Origin of the sequence: Novisyntrophococcus fermenticellae, assembly GCF_018866245.1 — a bacterium.
Taxonomy (GTDB): domain Bacteria; phylum Bacillota; class Clostridia; order Lachnospirales; family Lachnospiraceae; genus Novisyntrophococcus; species Novisyntrophococcus fermenticellae.
Genome location: NZ_CP076458.1, coordinates 3,100,909 through 3,121,013, shown reverse-complemented (window position 1 = coordinate 3,121,013; position 20,105 = coordinate 3,100,909). Strand labels below are relative to the sequence as shown.

The 20,105-nt window shown below is 42.6% G+C and carries 17 protein-coding genes; 13 read left to right on the top strand and 4 right to left on the bottom strand.

Annotated features, from left to right (window positions below):
• The first annotated feature begins 7 nt into the window (after positions 1–7).
• From KNL20_RS14490 to KNL20_RS14465, 6 genes are all read left to right on the top strand, one after another.
• Entirely contained in the window at positions 8–1,564 is a 1,557-nt protein-coding gene (locus KNL20_RS14490) for a response regulator transcription factor (protein WP_230398439.1), read from the top strand.
• Positions 1,561–3,390 carry a histidine kinase gene (locus KNL20_RS14485; protein ID WP_230398438.1) on the top strand — a complete coding sequence of 610 codons (1,830 nt, stop codon included), beginning with the start codon at positions 1,561–1,563 and terminating at the stop codon, positions 3,388–3,390. The genes KNL20_RS14490 and KNL20_RS14485 overlap by 4 nt, the downstream gene beginning before the upstream one ends.
• An 84-nt stretch (positions 3,391–3,474) precedes the next feature.
• Complete coding sequence (locus tag KNL20_RS14480; RefSeq protein WP_230398437.1) at positions 3,475–3,882, top strand: M48 metallopeptidase family protein; 408 nt, start codon at positions 3,475–3,477, stop codon at positions 3,880–3,882.
• 155 nt (positions 3,883–4,037) lie between these two features.
• Positions 4,038–4,784 carry a 2,3-diphosphoglycerate-dependent phosphoglycerate mutase gene (gene gpmA / locus KNL20_RS14475; protein ID WP_230398436.1) on the top strand — a complete coding sequence of 249 codons (747 nt, stop codon included), beginning with the start codon at positions 4,038–4,040 and terminating at the stop codon, positions 4,782–4,784.
• Between the two features lie 18 nt (positions 4,785–4,802).
• Complete coding sequence (locus KNL20_RS14470) at positions 4,803–5,375, top strand: nitroreductase family protein (RefSeq protein WP_230398435.1); 573 nt, start codon at positions 4,803–4,805, stop codon at positions 5,373–5,375.
• A gap of 194 nt (positions 5,376–5,569) precedes the next feature.
• On the top strand, positions 5,570–7,234 hold the full coding sequence (locus KNL20_RS14465) for a DUF4091 domain-containing protein (protein ID WP_230398434.1): 1,665 nt from the start codon (positions 5,570–5,572) through the stop codon (positions 7,232–7,234).
• Here KNL20_RS14465 and KNL20_RS14460 read toward each other — a convergent pair.
• Positions 7,200–8,117 carry a helix-turn-helix domain-containing protein gene (locus tag KNL20_RS14460; protein WP_230398433.1) on the bottom strand — a complete coding sequence of 306 codons (918 nt, stop codon included), beginning with the start codon at positions 8,115–8,117 and terminating at the stop codon, positions 7,200–7,202. The two genes, KNL20_RS14465 and KNL20_RS14460, sit on opposite strands and share 35 nt — an antisense overlap.
• A gap of 148 nt (positions 8,118–8,265) precedes the next feature.
• On the opposite strand from KNL20_RS14460, the gene KNL20_RS14455 reads away from it, so the two are divergent.
• The 5 genes from KNL20_RS14455 (at position 8,266) to KNL20_RS14435 (ending at position 14,971) form a co-directional block, all read left to right on the top strand.
• Positions 8,266–9,393, top strand: a complete 1,128-nt coding sequence (locus KNL20_RS14455) for a phosphotransferase enzyme family protein (protein WP_230398432.1) — start codon at positions 8,266–8,268, stop codon at positions 9,391–9,393.
• A 36-nt stretch (positions 9,394–9,429) separates the two neighbouring features.
• Complete coding sequence (locus tag KNL20_RS14450) at positions 9,430–10,824, top strand: YfcC family protein (RefSeq protein ID WP_230398431.1); 1,395 nt, start codon at positions 9,430–9,432, stop codon at positions 10,822–10,824.
• A gap of 17 nt (positions 10,825–10,841) precedes the next feature.
• On the top strand, positions 10,842–12,008 hold the full coding sequence (locus tag KNL20_RS14445; RefSeq protein ID WP_230398430.1) for a M20 metallopeptidase family protein: 1,167 nt from the start codon (positions 10,842–10,844) through the stop codon (positions 12,006–12,008).
• An 83-nt stretch (positions 12,009–12,091) separates the two neighbouring features.
• The gene (locus tag KNL20_RS14440) at positions 12,092–13,792 is read left to right on the top strand and encodes an AAA family ATPase (protein WP_230398429.1); all 1,701 of its coding nucleotides are present in this window, start codon (positions 12,092–12,094) and stop codon (positions 13,790–13,792) included.
• Positions 13,793–13,804: 12 nt separating this feature from the next.
• Complete coding sequence (locus KNL20_RS14435; protein WP_230398428.1) at positions 13,805–14,971, top strand: MFS transporter; 1,167 nt, start codon at positions 13,805–13,807, stop codon at positions 14,969–14,971.
• Positions 14,972–14,978: 7 nt separating this feature from the next.
• On the opposite strand, the gene KNL20_RS14430 is transcribed toward KNL20_RS14435, so the two are convergent.
• The 3 genes from KNL20_RS14430 to KNL20_RS14420 are packed head-to-tail and all read right to left on the bottom strand — an operon-like array spanning position 14,979 to position 17,984.
• Positions 14,979–16,169: an ABC transporter permease subunit gene (locus KNL20_RS14430; RefSeq protein ID WP_230398427.1), complete on the bottom strand. Its 1,191-nt coding sequence runs from the start codon at positions 16,167–16,169 to the stop codon at positions 14,979–14,981.
• A gap of 1 nt (position 16,170) precedes the next feature.
• A complete protein-coding gene (locus KNL20_RS14425) occupies positions 16,171–17,073 on the bottom strand; it encodes an ABC transporter ATP-binding protein (RefSeq protein WP_230398426.1) in 903 nt (300 codons plus the stop codon).
• A complete protein-coding gene (locus KNL20_RS14420; protein ID WP_230398425.1) occupies positions 17,073–17,984 on the bottom strand; it encodes an ABC transporter ATP-binding protein in 912 nt (303 codons plus the stop codon). Before KNL20_RS14420 ends, KNL20_RS14425 begins: the two co-directional genes overlap by 1 nt.
• 410 nt (positions 17,985–18,394) lie before the next feature.
• On the opposite strand from KNL20_RS14420, the gene KNL20_RS14415 reads away from it, so the two are divergent.
• Both KNL20_RS14415 and KNL20_RS14410 read left to right on the top strand, forming a co-directional pair.
• Positions 18,395–19,312, top strand: coding sequence for a transporter substrate-binding domain-containing protein (locus KNL20_RS14415; protein ID WP_230398424.1), 918 nt, complete (start codon positions 18,395–18,397; stop codon positions 19,310–19,312).
• Between the two features lie 18 nt (positions 19,313–19,330).
• Complete coding sequence (locus tag KNL20_RS14410; RefSeq protein ID WP_230398423.1) at positions 19,331–20,101, top strand: amino acid ABC transporter permease; 771 nt, start codon at positions 19,331–19,333, stop codon at positions 20,099–20,101.
• Positions 20,102–20,105 lie beyond the last annotated feature (4 nt).

The following is a 20,105-nucleotide window of genomic DNA, read 5'->3' as shown; positions in this document are numbered from 1 at the left end:
TGGGAAGATGTACAATATATTAATTGTAGATGATGAGAAGCTGCACAGAAAAGGGCTTTTATCCCTGCTGGAGGAAATCTGCCCGGATGATATGTTCTGGGAGGCGGCTGACGGCACAGAAGCGCTGGATATACTGGAGCACATTTCATGCGAAATCATCATCAGTGATATCAGGATGACAAAGATGGACGGCATCACTTTATTGCGAAAGATAAGGGAAAAAAGTGAGGAAATATTTTTCATTTTTTTAAGTGGATATGCTGAATTTGCATATGCCCGGGAAGCTCTTTCTCTGCGTGCGTGCGCTTATCTTTTAAAACCCGTAAACAGCCTGGAGCTTCAGACGACAATAAAGGATGTTAAGAAAAAAATAAAGGGGCAGCTGGAAGAGGAAGAGATGGCGGCTGAGCTCGAAGAAAGATTGAAAGAGACTCTGCCTGCTTATGTAGATCGAATTTTGAACCAGTTTGTGCAAAACCCGAGTTTTTCAGCCGAAGACCAATTGTTATCCCTGCTGCCGTTAAAGCAGCAGGGATACCTGTTTTTGACAAAACGTCAGGAGGGTCAGCATCGGAACATCTCTGAAAAAGAAAAGAGAGAGATAGGTTATCTGATTAAGAAATCTCTGGAACCATTATCCTCCCTGACGTTTGAACTGCATCATGTGGACTGTACATTGGCTACGCTGGTGATTGACACAAAGCTGCCTGATGCTAAGCTGTTGTGGGCTCTTCGATTGAAAATTGAAGAAACAGGACGTAAAAACACATTTTTTGCCATCAGTACCTTAAAAAGTAATTTATATTTACAGGGAGCGGAAGCTTATGAAGAAGCATACAGGGCTTTATCATTTTCTTTTTACGGGATTACAGATATCTTCTGGTCTGAAAAAGTGAAAGCTATGGTAATCAATGATATCGGAACGTTAGATGATGGAGAGCTTCTTACGGCCATACAGTCCAAACAGACAGCGACAAGTCTTGAATTATACGAAAAGCTTCTGAAAGAAGCTGCCACAGGAGGTCAGGTGCCGCCGGATATATTAAAGAGGAGGGCTGTCTTTTTATTTTATCGCTTGCTTAAAAATTTGGAACCGATGATCAGAAAGGAAGACAGGCAGGAACTGTTTGAACGGGATCAGTCCCTGATAGAAGCAAAGGATTTTCAAACCCTGTTAAGAGAAGGGAATCAGCTTATTTTCAGGATTGTAAATTGCCTGTCGGTCAAAGGAGAGAACGGTGCAGACAGGCCTATGAATCGCTGCATGGAGTATCTCGGGGAACATTACATGGACGAGATCAGTCTTGAGTCGGTAGCAGCTATGTTTCACTTTAATCCATCTTACTTCAGTACGTTATTTAAAAATACATTTGAAATGACATTTTCTGACTTTTTAAGTCAGATGCGTATGCAAAAAGCTGAGAAACTGCTTTTATGCTCGAACAGGAAGGTCAAAGAAATAGCGGCTATGACCGGATATCGGGATTCCAATTATTTTATACGTTCATTTAAAAAAAAATATGGGGTGACACCTGATGAGTTTCGCAAGAAGGGAACTGTATGAGAAAAGAAGGAAAGCGGGATGAATGGGCAGGACGCTTCAAGTATATCAAGATCCGGACACTACTGCTTGCAGTTTTTATGATTTTGGCAATTCTCCCGTTATTTATCCTCGGGGGTGTCTTATTTATAGTTTCCAGAAATGCATTGATAGAACAGGCAGAATCTCAGTTTATCCAAAATGCGCAAAAAACCAGCACGATTCTGGATAAAGATCTGGATTATATAGAGGAGTTTTCCGTAAAACTAAACGGGGACTCCAGGATTTATGAGATATTCAGCAAACTGAATCCGGAAGACTCTGTCCAGTTAAAGGAGGCCAGCAACCAGATAGCACAGATTCTTTTGAGCTATCTTCCATGGAATAATGAGGTATATTCAACACATCTGGTAACCTCGTACTATCGATTCGGAGAAGAGAATAAAAACTTTTATCCGGCAGGGAGTTTTCAAAAATCAGAGGCGGCAAAGCTGGCAGATGAGGCAGCAGGAAAACTGGTATGGATTCCTACTTATGATTATGCAACCATGTTTCAGGTGAAAAATATAAATCATAATCTTGAATATTCGCATCTTTTTTCGGCTGTAAGAAAGCTGCAGCCGGGTTATATATCTTCCGGAAGAATATTCACACTGCCTGATGTGATCGAAGACCCTTACCTCGTGGTCAACTTTACGGAAGAAAATCTTCGGGGAATGCTGAAAGAACAACTGGAAAAAAATCACCCTGCCGAGTATTTTGTTATGACTTCTGAAGGAAAAATTGTCTGTATGGCTGACCAGAAATGGAGTGAAAAATACAGCAAAAATCCTTTTCCAGACCTTAATCCGGGACCAGAAGGCGGATGCGTCCGGAGAACATTGCATGGAGAAAATTATATATTGGCTTATTCCAAAAGTCAGGTAACGGGATGGTATGTTGTTGCAGTAATGCCGGTGAGTGCATTGACAGATCAGATTATGGACAATCTGGTAAGGATCATCGTACTTTTGCTGTTTGCTATTACAGTTCTGGCTTTTTTAGCGTCCTTCGTTATTTCAAAAATTATTAACAGGAAAATTTATAAGCCATTGGAAATGATTGAAAGCGTTGGAGCAGGAGATTTTGATACGGTTGTGCACTATAGTTCAAAAGATGAGTTTGCATTTTTTTACAGTAAGTTAAACAAGATGAACCAGAATCTGAAAAGACTGGTGCATGAGAATTATGAAGTCAGGCTGCAAAGAAGGGATTCGGAAATTATGGCCTTGAATATGCAGCTAAACCCTCATTTTCTATACAATTCCCTGAATATTATTAACTGGCTCTGCATGGACGATAAACCGGATAAAGCGAGTGAAATGCTTGTGGATCTTTCACGCATGCTCCAGTATACCAGTAAGAATACTACCTATCTGGTAGCTTTAAAAGATGATTTTGATTGGTTATTGAGGTATCTTTCTATCATGAATAAACGTTATGAAAAACTTTTTCAGGTACAGATAGACATACCTGAAAGCTACCATGATCTTCAAGTGCCGAAACTGTTTCTGCAGCCTCTTGTAGAAAATGTCATTGTTCACGGATTTAAAGATTACAGGGAGGGTGGAATTCTGGAAATATCTGTAGAAGAAATGGGAAAAGATATTCTGTTTTACGTCGAAGATAATGGCTGTGGGATTTCCCAGGAAAGAATTACCGAAATCATGAATCAGAAGACAAATTCCATTGGAATATCCAATACAGATAAAAGACTTCGCATGATATATGGAACAGAATATGGAATTTCAATACATTCACAGGTAGGAGAAGGGACTACGGTTGTTGTGCGTATACCGGACAACAGATGACATGGGTTGGATAATGATATTTTGCTCTGTACAATTAATAAATGTGCTATAATACAGTCATAGTTTAGCCTGGAGGAGCATGAAATGATTACAGAATATACGTTAAAACATGGGGCACAGGATATTTTGATTAAAGAAATAACGATGGTAACGCCAGTGAAAGACCTGAAAAAGGACGAGCTTGAAAACATGAAAAGGAAAATTACCGACCGGGTGTCTTACTACGGAAATCTTATGGGTGTGACATGGGGAAGAATTACCATACGAAACCAGAAAACCAGATGGGGAAGCTGCAGCTCCAAAGGAAATTTAAATTTTAACTACCAATTGTATTATATGAAGGAAGATTTACTGGATTATGTTATAGTACATGAATTGGCGCACCGAAGACATATGAACCACTCCCTTGAATTCTGGCAGGAGGTGGAGCGTTATTATCCGGATTACAGGGAATGCAGAAAGCGTCTGAAGAAATGTATGATACAAGGTTAAGAAAGTGGTTTGCCTAGACTAACTTCCGCTTTTCACCAACGGATAAATGTGATATAGTAAAGTATATCAAGGAATCCGATTCAAGCAGAAGTTTTTTATATTTATTTTACAGAAAGGAGGATGCAAGGAATGCGTAATCTCCTTGCTAATTTCAGATGAAGACTTTGGTATTACTCCGTCATGGAGAGAGTGAATGGAATCTCGAAAACCGTTTCACAGGATGGACCGATGTAGATCTGTCTCAAAGAGGAATAGAAGAGGCAAAATGTGCAGGAAAGATCCTGAAAGAAAAAGGCTATGACTTTGATATTGCCTATACTTCTTATTTACAACGTGCAATTCATACATTACAGTTGGCGCTTACAGAGATGAATCGAAAGGACTTACCGGTTGTAAAAAGCTGGAAACTGAACGAACGCCATTATGGTGCTCTGCAAGGCTTAAATAAAGCAGAAACGGCGCAGAAGTATGGTGAGGAACAGGTACAGATTTGGCGCAGATCCTTTGACATACAGCCGCCAGAGCTTGAAGCTGATGATGAACGTAATCCTGCTTTACAGAAACTGTATTATGATGTCAGGACTGTAGGTCTTCCGTTGACTGAGAGTCTGAAGGATACGATTGCCCGTGTAATCCCATACTATGAACAGGAAATCCGCCCAAAGATGGATGAGGGCAAACGGGTTATCATAGCCGCCCATGGTAATTCATTGCGTGCATTAATCATGTACTTTGAACATTTAAGCGAAGACGAGATTACAAAGGTAAATGTTCCGACCGGTATTCCACTGATCTATGAATTCACGGATGAGGGACAGATGGATAGAAAGTTCTATCTTGGAGATCCGTCGGCCATTGAAGAGAAGATGAAGGCTGTTGCCGCACAGGGAAAAGCAAAATAAGAGAAAGGAGCAATACACATGAGTATAGTGAAATCATTAGAAAAACGCAGAACTTATTATAATATCAACAAAGAGCTTCCGGTCAGAGAAGACGAGGTAATCGAACGTATCCAGGAGCTGACAGAACTGGTACCTGATGCGTTTAATATGAAAAGTGCACGCGTTGTCGTTGCATTAGGAGAAAAGCAGAATCAGCTATGGGATGCTGTCTATGATGTGTTTGAAGGGCAGGTGGCAAGAGAAAAGATTGACAGCTTTAAAGCCGGAGCAGGAACAGTTCTTTACTTCTACGACAAAAATGTTGTGGAGAGTTTTCAAAAGCAGTTCGCTTTTTACGCAGACAATTTCCCGGTATGGGCAAATCAGGCAAATGGAATGCTCCAGCTCAGCATTTGGAGTGGTCTGCGTGAATTAGGAATTGGTGCATCTTTACAGCATTATAATCCCGTAATCGACGGTAAAGTCCGTGAACTTTTCAGCCTTCCCGATTCATATATTCTGCTTGCGCAGATGCCTTTCGGTGGTATTGCAGGAGAACCTGATGCAAAGGAAAAAGAAGATATTTCAAAAAGAGTTAAGATAGAGAAGTGATTTAACTTTTAAAGGAGTGATGAAGTCCCCAGTGCCTGAATATCCAGGCATTGAGGATTTTTTTTGCCTCATAGAAAATTCTAAAATAAAAGCGGACGATTATATGTGAAAATCGGATAACTATATGAAGAATTTAAAGAAAACTTATTATAGAATAAACTTATATTATTTCTTGAAATATTTTAAGAAGGGGGATGGGAAAATTGAAACTAAAAAAAATCACTTCGATGGAAAAAGTATTCCCGCATAAAGAACCGTCCGGTGAAGGGATGGAGGATGTTCTAACTGCTTTGAAAGGTGAAACGGTATCCTTTCAAGTTGCTTATTATTGGGAAGAAATGCAAAAAGAGAGGGCTCGGGTGGAAGTCATCTCGCCGGTTCAGGAACATGTACGGGTAAGAAGTGTCGAGCTCGTTCCCTGTGGATATCCTACACATATGGAGGCAGATGAAGGTTATCTGACTACAGAACCCGGGTTATATCCGGATTTACTTACAGACGTGTCTTCTATGGGCATAAATCTGATTCCCGGTCAGTGGAGATGCCTGTGGGTGGATTTTGAATCTGATAGAAATCTGGCTGCAGGAAATTATCCGCTGCAGATATGTTTAAAATCATCAGATGGGGTATTGGGTTCGGCAGTAGTGATGCTGACGGTATTGGATGCCAAATTGCCTGCACTTCCCATACCGCATACGGAATGGATGCATACGGACTGCCTGGCTGATTATTATAATACAGAGGTGTTCAGTGAGGAATATTGGAGAATATTGGAGAATTTTATCCGCACGGCAGTGAAGAGGAAATGCAATATGCTTCTGACTCCGGTGTTCACGCCTCCGCTTGATACTGCGGTTGGAGGAGAACGCCGCACAGTGCAGTTAGTTGATGTGACGGCTACGAAAGAAGGCTATCAGTTTGGCTACGAAAAACTTGAGCGCTGGGTAAAGGTGTGTAGGCGCTGTGGCATCGTATATTACGAAATTTCACACTTGTTCAGTCAATGGGGAGCTTCCATGGCGCCAAAGGTTATGGGAATCAGGGACGGTCATCAGGTACAGTTGTTTGGCTGGGAAACAGATGCAGCCGGTCCGGAGTATGGTGAATTTCTACACCAGTTTCTCAGGTCTCTGCGTGGTGAACTGGAGAAACTGGGCATCAGCAAAAATACCTATTTTCACATTTCGGATGAACCGCATAAGAGCCAGTTTGAATCTTATAAGGCCGCCAGAAAACTTGTGGAAAATGATTTGGAAGGGTATGAAATCATTGATGCGATTTCGGATTACGACTTTTACGAAAAAGGTATCATTCAACAGCCTATCTGTTCTCTGGATCATATGCAGCCATTTCTAAAAAAAAGACCATTGAAGCTGTGGGGGTATTACTGTACCGGTCAGTATCTGAAGGTACCCAACCGCTTTATTGTACAGACCGGCTCCAGAACAAGGATTTTAGGGACCTTGATGTATAAATATCAACTGGATGGTTTTCTGCACTGGGGATTCAACTTTTATAATTCCGAGTATTCCCTGGAGCATATTAACCCATACCGTTGTACAGATGCGGCAGGGTCATTTCCGTCCGGAGACCCATTCCTGGTATATCCGGGAGCAGACGGGAACCCTGAGGAGTCTATGCGTATTATGCTGATGGATGAAGCCATGAGCGATTTATGTGCTATGCATTACCTGGAAAGTATGGCGGGGCGGGAAGCAGTTCTGGCCTGCATAGAACCGGAGGGTAATGAAATAGCAGGATTTGATGAATATCCCGGAAGTATCTCCTATCTGTCCGGAATGAGAAAGAGAATTAACGCTGAAATCAGTCGTCGTTCGGTAACTGAGAAAAGTTTTTGACGGAGAAAGCATACTCCGAAGGAGTCATCCGGGTAAATTTCTTAAACTGAAGGGAAAAGTACTGATAAGAAGAGTATCCCAGCAGGTCGGAAATCTGTGCATAATTGTACCCCTTTTCCCGGATCAGTTTCTGGGCAGTCTCTATTTTCATCCGGCAGAAATAATCAATTACACCACAGCCGAGTTTATCCCGAAATAACTTTTGAAGCTGGGAACGGCCTACAGAATTTTCTTTACAAATCTGTGCGACAGTCAGGTGCTCGAAGATATTCCGCTTCAGATATCGGACAATTTGTTGCAACAGTTCATCCCTGTCTCTGTGCAACGAGGGGTGTAAAAGAGAACTTTGGGCTGTAACAGAAGGAAAAGGGTTTTGATGTCTTCGGTAAAGGCTGAGCAGGAATAGCTGAAGCATGCACTGTATCATCTGTTCGGAGCCAGACTCAGGGGTGGTATTCCTCTCCAGACATAAGGTATATGGATTATTTAAAGGGGTACGGAAGGCTTTTTGTGCCTCCGACAAAATCTGCCCCAAATAAAAACGTTCACTCTGGTTGAGAGAGACAATCTTTTCTTCAAAAAAGCTCATAGCTGCCGACTCACATGCAAAGGAGATCACCGTTAAGCTGGGTGAAGACAGACCGTCAGCTCTTAATGCATGAAACTCATCAGGTTTATGAAAAATCGTCTGGTTGGATTGTAGTGTCAGTACTTTGTCACCGGCAGTTACTTCAATATTACCGCTGTCCACACATAGCAGTTCCCAGAAGCTGTGAGACTCCCCTTCATAAGCAAAGTCCTTCGCGTATTCAAAATAATGTATGGAATATATTTTTTTTATGGAAAAATCCTCTTTTAATTCTATGCTCTTGTACTTCTTCATAGACAATGACCTCTGGCTAGATATGTATGGAAATATATGTAGATGTATCAGAACTATTATATAAAATAATATTCGGATTGTCAAAGAAGTCAGGAGCGGAATAATATTTGAAAAATAAGTTACTAAGAATAATCATAGGAGTGCAAAGATGAAGCAAGTGACAGAAGTAAAGCTCGAAGATGCAATAGCAAGTTTTCGGTTCCAGGGCAGTTTAGTATCCTGTGAGACATATGGAAGCGGACATATTAACGATACCTATCTGCTTCAGTTTGATGCAGCAGACAGATATAAGAAAGTAATTTTGCAGAGAATCAATACGGATGTTTTTTCAAACCCAGGAGAGTTGATGGAGAATATCCAGAAAGTCACCGCTTATCTCAGGGAGAGGATTCAGGAAAACGGGGGGGATCCGGAGCGGGAGACACTAAACATCATTCCTACGCATGAGGGAAAAGCATATTATGAAAGTGCGGATAAAGAATGCTGGCGTGCATATCAGTTTATCAGGAATGCAGCCAGTTATGATCAGGTGGAAAAGCCGGAACATTTTTATGAGAGCGCACGTTCCTTCGGGAATTTCCAGTATCTGTTGGCGGATTATCCGGCCGGGACCCTGCATGAGACAATTATGGGATTTCATGACACAAAAGCCAGATTCCAGATGTTCCTTAAAGCAGTGAAAGAAGACATTATGGGAAGAGCATGCAAAGCACAGGATGAAATCCGCTTCCTGCTTGAAAGGAAGGAGATTTCGGACTGCTTTTCCAGGCTCCTTTCCCGGAAAGAAATTCCCTTAAGAGTGACTCATAATGATACGAAACTGAACAATATCATGCTCGATAAAAGCACAGGAAAGGGCATATGTGTGATTGACCTGGATACAGTCATGCCAGGGCTCGCCATGAATGATTTTGGAGATTCCATTCGTTTTGGTGCCAGTACGGCGGCCGAGGATGAGACGGATCTGGATAAGGTTTCCTGCAGTATGGAACTTTATGAACTGTATACCAGAGGATTTCTGGAAGGATGCAGGGGCAGGCTTACTCCCAGAGAGGTTGAATTGCTGCCGATGGGAGCTAAGGTCATGACTTACGAATGTGGGCTTCGCTTCCTGACTGACTATCTGCAAGGAGATACCTATTTTAAAATACACAGAGAACATCATAATCTGGAACGATGCCGTACACAGCTTACACTGGTGAAGGATATGGAAGAGAAGTGGGAAACCATGCAGAAGATTGTAAAAGAGTTAAGTAATAATTTAGAATATAATTGAATAATATATTAAAATTGTATAAAAGGTGATATAGATATGGAGAAGAAGAAAAAGAAAAAATCATCCATAAATCCTTTTGTTATCCTGTTTATGGTAATGCTGGTCTGTGTAGTTGCATCCTACTTTATCGCACCCGGGGCGTTTGAACGTACGGAGGAAAACGGACGTACCATCGTTGTGGAAGGCAGCTTCCATGAAGTGGAAAGAACACCTGTATCAATCGGGAACTTCTTTCTTTCCATACCACAAGGTCTTACAGGTGCTGCCAGCATTATGTTCCTTGTTATGCTCGTGGGTGGATTTGTACAGATATATCTGGATACAGGGGCGCTGGATAAAGGAATATCCAAGATACTGCGTGCATCAGATAAGTTCGGAAGTCCGGTGGTTCTTGTTATCATTATGCTGCTCTTCTCAGCCATAGGCGGTTTTCTTGGATGGGCGGAACAGATTATTCCCTTTGTACCAATCATCGTATCCATCTGCATTGCTTTGGGTTATGATGCCATTGTGGGGATGGCTTCCAGCGCTTTTGTGTGTATGATGGGATTTGCTGTGTCTCCGACAAACGTATATACGGTAGGGATATCCCATGAAATCGCTGAACTGCCTATGTTTTCCGGGATGTGGCTGCGCCTGATTGCATTAGTCGTTGTAGAGACTGTTATCATGATTTACATACTTGTTTATGCAGCCCGTGTAAAAAAAGACCCAACAAAAAGTATCGTATATGGAATCGATAACAGCAGCCTTAAAAGAGACTACAGTTCACTCAAAGACAGCAGGATGACAAGGAACCAGATTCTGGTATTACTTATATTTGGAATCACGTTTGCCGCAGCTATTTTTGGTGTGCTGAATTACGGGTGGGAAATGGATCAGCTTTCGGCAGTGTTCCTGGCAGGTGGTCTGGCAGGCGGCCTTGTTGGACGGTTAGGTGTGAATGGTGTAACGACCAGTATTATAAATGGTGCCAGGGGCGCCCTGGATGGCGCATTGGTCATTGGTCTGGCGCGGGCCATTCAGGTTGTTATGACGCAAGGAGGCCTGATCGATCCGATTATCCATTTTCTTTCAAAATCGCTCAATGGACTTTCCCCGTGGCTGGCTGCAACAGGTATTTTTCTGGTCACGATTCTGGCGGACGGTCTTATTCCATCCGGAAGCGGCAAGGCCATTGCAATTATGCCGATTCTTATCCCACTGGCGGATATGATTGGAATTACCAGACAAACCGCAACCCTGGCTTATCAATTTGGTGACGGGTTTGCCAACATGTATTGGTTTACCAATGGCACACTGCTGATTTTTCTTGCGGTTTCAAAAGTACCATTACGTAAATGGTATAAGTTTCTCTGGCCGCTTCAGATTGTACTGACCGTTATTGCTGTTGTATTTTTGGGAATTGCCATTGCCGCCAACTACCAGTAACTTGAGGAGGATACGAGATGAGAGCTTATGAACTGGCTTCAGATAAAAAACAGTATATGATTGATTTGCGCAGGCATTTCCACAGCCGGCCGGAGCTTAGCTGGCAGGAATATACCACAACAAAGAAGATCTGTGAGGAACTTGACAGGCTGTCAATTCCTTACAATAAGCTGCCAAGGACAGGTGTAGTTGCTACCTTGGAGGGTGCGAAAAAGCATCCGGTCATCGGGTTACGTGCGGATATTGATGCCCTTCCTGTGAAGGAAGTCAAGGATTTGCCGTTTAAATCATTAAATGAAGGGGTGATGCATGCCTGCGGGCACGATTCCCATATGTCGATGCTGCTTGGCGCTGCAAAAGTATTAAGCGAACATAAAGAGGAATTAGGATGCACAGTCCGCTTTATTTTCCAGCCGGCGGAGGAGACGATTCAGGGTGCCAGGACACTGCTTGACAATGCAGAGGTGATGGAGTGCGATAATTTTTTTGCAATTCATATTTTCCCATACATTGAAACAGGAGGAATTTCGGTAGAGGAAGGGCCACGTTTTACTTCTGCAGACACAATAAAATTTAAAGTTATGGGTCAGGGTGGTCATGGCTCCATGCCTCAGGACGCCGTGGATCCAATTCTTACATCTGCCGCTGTTGTAAATAATCTGCAGTCGATTGTAAGCCGTGAAATTGATCCAAGAGATACCTGCGTCGTCAGCATTTGTTCGATTCACTCTGGTTCCGCATCGAATATAATCCCAAATAATGTGGAGCTGCTGGGAACCGTACGTACCTTCAACCCAAAAGTGAGGGAAGTACTGCCGGAAAAGATCGAACGGGTGATTGCCAAAACCTGTGAAACATTCCGTGCAACATATGAATTTGAGTATATTTTTGGAACACCTGCTACCATCAATGATGCGAAAAGCAGTGAAAGAGCAGAGCGTGCCGTACGGAAGATACTGGGGGAAGAAGGACTTGTTAAGTATGAGAAAACTCCGGGAGGAGAGGACTTCGCCTGGCTGCTCGAAAAGAAACCGGGATGTCTCGCTTTTGTGGGATGCCGAAATGAAGCAAATGACCAGAAGTACGCATTGCACAACGAGCGCTTTGATCTGGATGAAGAGGCGATGGTAAACGGTGCAGCCTTGTTCGTACAGTATGTTCTGATTACGCAGAGTGAAATCTGAGATTGGTGAAAGTCATACTTGACCTTACATGGAGGGCAGAATATACTGATATTAAAACACGTTGACGGATGGAGGAATAGAGTATGGCTTTTAAACCGCTGCCGATAGGTGTAGATGATTTTCAGGAGATGATTGAAAAGGGCTATTACTATGTAGATAAAACGTTATTTATCAAAGAATTGATGGATTTAAAAGGGAAAGTGAATCTCTTTACCCGGCCCAGAAGATTTGGAAAGACGTTGAATATGAGTATGCTCCGATACTTTTTTGAAATGGAACATTCGGATGCAAAGCGTGTGTTTGAGGGCTTGGCAATTATGCATGCAGGTGAAGCGTATATCAAACATATGTCAGGATATCCCGTTATTATGGTTTCTCTGAAATCTATGAAGCAGACAAGCTATGAATTATCTTATATGCAGATGAAGAAAATGCTTGCCGAAGAATTTGGAAGACATGATCGTATCTTAAATTCAGACAAGCTTACAGATGCAGAAAAAAAGCGGTACAGGGATATAAGGGATGTACGGGGCAGTGAGCCGGATTATCTGGATGCAATAAAGTTTCTCTCCGCATGCCTTATGAAACACTATGGCCAAAAGACAATCATTTTGATTGATGAGTATGATGTTCCACTGGAAAATTCTTATTTTGGCGGATTTTACGATCAGATGGTGACGGTCATACGCTCTTTGTTTGAGTCGGCTCTGAAAACGAATGAGAATCTGGAATTTGCGGTAATTACAGGATGCCTCAGGATTTCAAAAGAAAGTATTTTTACCGGATTGAATAATCTGAAGATTATCTCTGTTACCGATCCCACGTATGCGGAGCATTTTGGTTTCACGGCACAAGAGGTAGCAGAGATGCTGCATTTTTACGGAAGAGATTCATCTATGGATACGGTCAAAAGATGGTATGATGGTTACCTTTTTGGTGAAACTTTTGTCTACAATCCGTGGAGTGTCATTAATTACGTGGAACAGATATGGGCAAACGTAAAAGCCTTTCCGAAACCTTTCTGGTCCAATACCAGTTCTAACAGTATTGTCAGAAACCTGGTAGAAAATGCGGATATTGGGGCAAAGCAGGAGATAGAAGTTCTGATACAGGGAGAAAGCATAGAGAAGCCAATACATGAAGATATCACGTACGAAGACATAGGACCCGATAAGGCAAAAGAAAATTTATGGATTTTCCTGTATTTTACAGGGTATCTGAAGAAGACCGGAGAACGTATGGAAGGGAATGTCCGCTATATCTCCCTTGCAATACCGAATGAAGAGGTTCGCTATATCTATAAGAATACAGTGTTGTCATGGTTTGACCACAAGGTAAGAAAAAAGGATCTTACCTTATTTTACGAGAGCATTGTTCAGGGGAATATAGATGAAGTTGAGAAGACAGTAACAGATATGCTTCGTGAAGGAATCAGCTTTTATGATAATAAAGAGGCTTTTTATCACGGCTTTCTGATGGGACTGTTCAATGGAATGAAAGATTTCTATGCTTCTTCAAACAGGGAGGCCGGTGAGGGGAGATACGATATCTGTCTTAAAAGCCTGGATGTGAATCAGCCGGTTATGATTCTGGAATTGAAAGTGGCACGTAATTATATGGATATGGAGACACAGTGCCGGCAGGCTTTGAATCAGATAGAAATCAGGCGCTATGAAGAGGGATTGATGCAGGAAGGGTATCGGAAGGTTATGCACTATGGGATCGCTTTCTATAAGAAAAATTGCAGGATTATGCTTTCAGAAAACAAATTATACGAAAAATAAGAGGAAATAAACATGATACACTTACTTTTAGCTATTATTTACTTATCGTTTATCAGTCTTGGACTGCCGGATTCGCTGCTTGGTTCAGCGTGGCCGGTCATGTATAAGGAGTTTGGCGTACCGGTTTCATACGCAGGAATCATTTCCATGATTATTGCAGCCGGAACCATTGTATCCAGCCTGCAAAGCGACAGAATTACCCGGAAGCTTGGGACGGGAAAGGTTACAGCAATCAGTGTGGCGATGACTGCCTTTGCGCTGTTCGGATTTTCCGTCAGTCACTCATTTGGAATGCTCTGCTTGTGGGCAGTACCTTATGGACTTGGTGCCGGAAGCGTAGATGCATCACTGAACAATTATGTTGCACTGCACTATGCGAGCAGACATATGAGCTGGCTGCATTGCATGTGGGGTGTCGGTGCCTCCTTCGGCCCTTATATCATGGGGTATGCATTGACAAAAGGGAATGGATGGAATGCAGGATATCGTATAATTGCGGTCCTACAGATTGTACTGACCGTTATTTTAATTGTCAGCCTGCCTCTCTGGAAAAAACGTTCGGATACAGCTTCGGATGACAGTCCTCTGCCGGAGAAAGCACTTACTCTGGGTCAGATCTTTAGAATTCCCGGAGCAAAAGAAGTCATGATTACATTTTTCTGCTATTGTGCCCTGGAACAGACAACCGGATTGTGGCTCAGCAGCTATCTGGTACTCCATCGGGGAATTTCTGCTGAGACAGCAGCAGGTTTTGCCAGCCTGTTCTTCATAGGTGTTACGATTGGCCGTGCACTGAGTGGATTCCTGACTATGAAGTTAAATGATGCAAATATGATACGTCTGGGACAAGGCATCATAGCAGCGGGTGTCGTTATTCTGATGCTGCCGTTAAACCAATACGCAGCCCTGACAGGGCTGATGCTGATTGGGTTGGGCTGTGCGCCAATCTATCCCTGCATTATTCATTCGACACCGGAGCATTTCGGAGCGGATAAATCACAGGCAATTATCGGTGTCCAGATGGCGAGTGCTTATGTCGGGATATGTCTGATGCCACCGCTGTTTGGAGTGATTGCAAACCGAATCAGTGTTGTATTGTTTCCATTTTATCTGCTTTTACTTTTACTGTTCATGTTTCTTATGCACGAAATGCTGCTGCGCAGGAAAGCTGCGCAGTAGTCTGCAATTATAAGGGCAAATCCTTCTTCTGGAACCGTATGGAGCCGGCGGCATAGCATACAATCGAGATGCCTGCAAGAATCGCAAGCTTCCAGATAAATGCGGTATCAACGGAACCTGACCCTATGGTGGATATGGATTTAATATCATATAGACCAACCAATGTCAGTTTGTTGAAGACATCCAGCGCTTCTGCACCGAATCCCATCTTTACCATATCGCCGGAACCGAACATGCCGAGCAGGGAGGCAAGGAAGAACCAGACTGTGAGACCGCCTCCAAACCCCATGGCTTTTCTGCTCTGGTCAAAGATACAGCTGCCTAAGTAGCATATTCCTGCGACAGCCTCCACCAGAATATACATGCCAAGGTACATGACTATGATTTCCTTAGCATTGACATCATCCAGGAAGATGAAGGAAGCCCCCAGCCTTGCGGCACAGGTTATACCAATCATAAGCAGCGGTGTTGCCAACATAAAGATAATCTGTGTGTTGGTTACTGCCGAACGTTTTGTTGGTGTGGAAAGGACATATGCCATAGAACCCCGGTCTACCTGGTCTACAATCAAGGAATTTCCCACGATGACAATGAAAATAAAGATGGGCAGCAGTCCCATGATTGTATAATCCATCTGGTTAAACATTGCCGTAGTGTCCATATCCTGTAATGTTTCTATCTTCTCAGGATCAATACCCATTGTTTCTAACATCGTATTCATCATATCCTGGATGTCTAAATCACCACCGCTAAAGCAGCCCTTTACCTGGCCCAGAGCATAGGTATATTCAAAAAGATGGGTATAAGTATCCATTGATACATCCGTTTCTTTCAAAACATTTGCAGCTGTTTCCAGGCCCTCTTTACTGAGATTCATATCAGCGGATTGTTTATCAGCCATTTCAAATGCCGCTTCGTAGACCGATTTATCCTCGGATTTTTCAAAATCATCGAAGGAAAGCTGTGTGCCGGCCGTATCATTGTAAGAGGCCATAACATACAGATAGGAGTAGAAATCAGCCTGAGCTTGTGTCGTATCCTGCATGTTTTGGCTCTCTTGCATAATGCTGGTTGCATAGGTACTGACAATTGTCATCATGCACATCACCGCAACAATTGCAATCGTCAGGATATAATTTGACTTTATATTTTGTTTCATTAAAGGACTTGAATAGATTTTTGTTACTTTCCCTTCCATGTCAGTGTTCTCCCTTCGTGTAAATCTGTCTGAAATATTGATCCAGTGTAATATGCTGTTCCTTCAGTGAAGCAACCGAATAGTTGTTCAGCACATGAAACAGTTGGTGTATTTCTGCTGCCGGCATCTCTACCTGACACAGCAAAGCCTCCTGATCAACGTCCTTTATGTGACTCCATTCTGCCAGGAAACCGTTATAATCCTCTGGTGTTGAGAAACGGATATCAAAGGTCTTTGTTTTCCAATGCCGGAGAGCCCAAAGATCTACTGTGTCCACCAGCTTTCCATCCTTAATCATCGCAACCTGATCACATACATGTTCAATTTCCTCAAAAATATGACTGGACATAAAAATCGTCCGTCCCTTTGCTTTTTCCTCCCGGATTAATTCCAGGAAAGCGTCCCGCATCAGGGGATCGAGTCCGGTTGTGGGTTCATCCAGGATTAAAATTTCTTTATCGCCCATCAGCGCCGCCACAATTGCTGTTTTTTGCTTCATACCTTTTGACATTCGTTTCAGATTGGCGGTAGGGTCCAGCTGCAGAAGCGAGATTACATGGTTCATATAAGTAAAGTCATGAATACCCAGATATTCTGCCTGTAGTTTAAGAAAATCAGTTCCCGATGCCAGTGCCGGAAATGCAATTTCTCCGGGAACATAGCTGACGAAATTCATAATTTGGGTAGAATCTTTCCAGGAATTCAGGCCATGGACGGTGACACTGCCATGGTCGGCTTTTACAAAGCCCATCATGTGCCGGATAGTGGTCGTTTTACCAGAACCATTCGTTCCTACATATCCGAACACCTGCCCCCTGGGGATATCCAGGCTGATATCGAATACACCTCGTCCTTTACCATAATTTTTCGTTAAGTTATTTATCTGAATGACAGTATCCGGCATTATTTCACCCCCTCAAATATGCGGTCTTCCCTGTAGAACTGCATAAAATAATCTTCCAGTGTAAACGGGAATTCATGGAAGTCTTCTATATTCAGTTTTACAATGTCTGAAATCAGCTGATTCACTTTTTCATCATGAACATGCACTCTTGCACGCAGTTTCCCGGGATTCTTGGAAGCAAACTGGTAAGGAAGTTCTGTGAATTTCCGGTAGGATTCTTCATCTTTAAAGGTAACGCGGTATACTTTATCGCTTCGCTCCTTTAATTCATCTGCTATGAAGTGAGATACAATCTTTCCGTCTTTTATGATGGCAATTCTGTCACAGGTAGCATCTACCTCATGAAAAATATGGGAAGACAGAAAAATTGTCTTTCCCCGTTTCTTCTCTGATACAATGTAATCAATGAAAATCTGCTGCATGATGGGATCCAGACCGGATGTGGGTTCATCCAGAATCAAAATATCAGGATCGTGCATAAAAGCGGTAACTACTGCAAGCTTTCGTTTGACACCAAGGCTCATCTGTTTGGTTCCGATATTGGGATCCAGCTCAAATTTATCCAGCAGCATCTGACAGTAGGAATCATCCTGGATTCTCCTCATCTGTTTCATCATTTTCAAAAATCCGGTGCCGGTTATTCCGGCAGGAAGAGCAATTTCGCCGGGCAGATAACCGACGGTATTTTGGAGCCGGGCAGCATGAACCCAACTGTCTTTTCCAAGGATTGCTGTTGTTCCCTTCTGCGGCTTCGAAAATCCCATTAAGTGACGGATCGTAGTAGTCTTTCCAGCCCCATTAGGACCAAGAAATCCAACACATTCGCCTTTATTTACATTAATTGAAACATCAAAGACGCCTCTGCCATGCCCATAGTCTTTTGTAAGGTGTGATACTTCAATGATTGACAAACCTTTGCCTCCTATCTATCTGTTATGACGATTATTCAACGAGCTGTTGTACGATATGATTATAATTTGTTTTTCAATTTTATCAACCAACAAATTCATGCAAAGTGTCGGGTGCCAGGAAATAAATAGTGAAGAAACAGCTGGAAAAGCCAGCTTATATGCGGAAAATGTCTAGGGATGCATTAGAGGAAGTTTATAAAAATATTAGAATTGAGCATCCCAATATGAATAAAAGGATTGACAATCACATATACATTGGATATACTTGCACTATAATTTTTTAAAAGCTTTTCAAAATAATCTATATATTTTTTGTCAAACGAAGGCGTTTACTTTAAAGGTAAGCGTCTTTTTTTGTTTGTTTGGAACTACTTGTAAACTTCAGTTTGTGAAAAGAGAGGAGTCAGACTATGAAAAAGAACATGATAAGTATAATGGTAACGGTGGTAATGATGGCCGCATTGCTTTCCGGATGTGGGGATTCAGGTAAAACCTCAGGAAGTGCCACGACAGGCGCAAGTGATACATCTGCTGGTGCAGGTACATCTGGTGATTCAAAAAGTGTTCTAAGAGTCGGTATGGAATGTGCTTATGCGCCATTTAACTGGACACAGGAAACAAAGGAGGCTGCAAATGGGGACATGGCACTGCCAATTGATGGAACGAACTATTATGCGTATGGCTATGATGTGATGATGGCAAAAAAAATTGCAGATGAATTAGGGTGGGAACTGGAAATACATAAGGTGGAGTGGGATTCCATTGGAATGGGACTTGATTCGGGAGACTATGACTGCATCATCGCCGGAATGGGAAGAACGGAAGAAAGAGAAAAGGCTTACTCCTTTACGGAACCTTATTACTACAGAGACGTATGCATTACTGTTAAAAAGGGGAGTGAATTTGAAAACTTTACAAAACTTTCTGATTTTGAAGGTAAAGACGTTACGGTGACAACGCAGCTTGGAACTGCATGGGTCAGCCTGGTGGATCAGATTCCGGGTGCGACACCTGTTGCAAATTATGGGACGACAGCAGAATGCTTTATGGCAGTATCCAATGGCGTAGCCGATGCCTGCGTAATCGATCTTCCGACTTCTGAATCTGCGGCGATGACAAATAAGGATCTCAAGCTGCTTTCACTGGACGCTGATGATACGATTGAAGATCCGACAGGCTCCACGGATGTATGTATTGCGACCCGGAAAGAAGATACGGATCTGAGAGACAAAATTCAGGGAGCAATGGATAGTATTTCCTGGACGGATAAAGAGAAAATGAATGAAATGATGAATGAAGCAATCAAACTACAGCCAGCAGCCAACTAAATGGAAGGAGGAGCATCCATGGGAAATAAGTTTCTTTTGGCATCAGATCCGACAAATGCTCTGGAATGGATGATTTTTCTGGCGGGGAAATATAAGAGTCTGTTCGTACAAGGAACGGTAATGACTTTATATGTGGCCGTCATTGGAACCGCTCTGGGGTTTTTACTGGGATACCTTGTCGGAATTATAGAGGATATCAGAGTCAGCCGGGAAGGGAGTCCTGTAAAAAGAATTCTAGTCCGGATTTTGAAAGTAATATCGCTGTTGTATGTGGAAATTTTCCGCGGTACACCGATGATTGTGCAGGGAATGATTATCTATTATGGCCTGCGGCAGTCTGGTGTTGAAATCAGTTCTCCGGCAGCCGGAGTTTTAGTTACTGTACTTAATACTGGCGCCTATATGTCAGAGACGGTGCGTGCCGGAATCAAGTCTATTGACGGAGGGCAGCGGGAAGGGGCACTTGCCTTGGGTATGTCACCGATTGGGGCCATGTTTCAGGTGGTTTTGCCACAGGCTTTTCGTAACATCATTCCCGAAATGGTAAATACTTTTCTGACAAACTTAAAAATGACATCTGTACTGAATGTAATCGGAGTATCGGAGCTGTTTATGATGGCCAAGACAGCCGGTGGAAATTACTATAAGTATTTTGAATCATATCTGGTAATCGCACTCATTTACTTTGTGTTGTGTTTTATCTTCAACCGCATGTTCCTTTTGCTGGAGAAGAAAATGAATGGAAAAAAGGACTACGTTTTGGCAGTGGAATATATGGATAATGAATAGGAGG

Bases quoted from the DNA above. Each gene is read 5' to 3' on its own strand.
- KNL20_RS14490 (WP_230398439.1), top strand. From the start codon at position 8: ATGTACAATATATTAATTGTAGATGATGAGAAGCTGCACAGAAAAGGG.
- KNL20_RS14485 (WP_230398438.1), top strand. From the start codon at position 1,561: ATGAGAAAAGAAGGAAAGCGGGATGAATGGGCAGGACGCTTCAAGTAT.
- KNL20_RS14480 (WP_230398437.1), top strand. From the start codon at position 3,475: ATGATTACAGAATATACGTTAAAACATGGGGCACAGGATATTTTGATT.
- gpmA (WP_230398436.1), top strand. From the start codon at position 4,038: ATGAAGACTTTGGTATTACTCCGTCATGGAGAGAGTGAATGGAATCTC.
- KNL20_RS14470 (WP_230398435.1), top strand. From the start codon at position 4,803: ATGAGTATAGTGAAATCATTAGAAAAACGCAGAACTTATTATAATATC.
- KNL20_RS14465 (WP_230398434.1), top strand. From the start codon at position 5,570: ATGGGAAAATTGAAACTAAAAAAAATCACTTCGATGGAAAAAGTATTC.
- KNL20_RS14460 (WP_230398433.1), bottom strand. From the start codon at position 8,117: ATGAAGAAGTACAAGAGCATAGAATTAAAAGAGGATTTTTCCATAAAA.
- KNL20_RS14455 (WP_230398432.1), top strand. From the start codon at position 8,266: ATGAAGCAAGTGACAGAAGTAAAGCTCGAAGATGCAATAGCAAGTTTT.
- KNL20_RS14450 (WP_230398431.1), top strand. From the start codon at position 9,430: ATGGAGAAGAAGAAAAAGAAAAAATCATCCATAAATCCTTTTGTTATC.
- KNL20_RS14445 (WP_230398430.1), top strand. From the start codon at position 10,842: ATGAGAGCTTATGAACTGGCTTCAGATAAAAAACAGTATATGATTGAT.
- KNL20_RS14440 (WP_230398429.1), top strand. From the start codon at position 12,092: ATGGCTTTTAAACCGCTGCCGATAGGTGTAGATGATTTTCAGGAGATG.
- KNL20_RS14435 (WP_230398428.1), top strand. From the start codon at position 13,805: ATGATACACTTACTTTTAGCTATTATTTACTTATCGTTTATCAGTCTT.
- KNL20_RS14430 (WP_230398427.1), bottom strand. From the start codon at position 16,169: ATGGAAGGGAAAGTAACAAAAATCTATTCAAGTCCTTTAATGAAACAA.
- KNL20_RS14425 (WP_230398426.1), bottom strand. From the start codon at position 17,073: ATGCCGGATACTGTCATTCAGATAAATAACTTAACGAAAAATTATGGT.
- KNL20_RS14415 (WP_230398424.1), top strand. From the start codon at position 18,395: ATGAAAAAGAACATGATAAGTATAATGGTAACGGTGGTAATGATGGCC.
- KNL20_RS14410 (WP_230398423.1), top strand. From the start codon at position 19,331: ATGGGAAATAAGTTTCTTTTGGCATCAGATCCGACAAATGCTCTGGAA.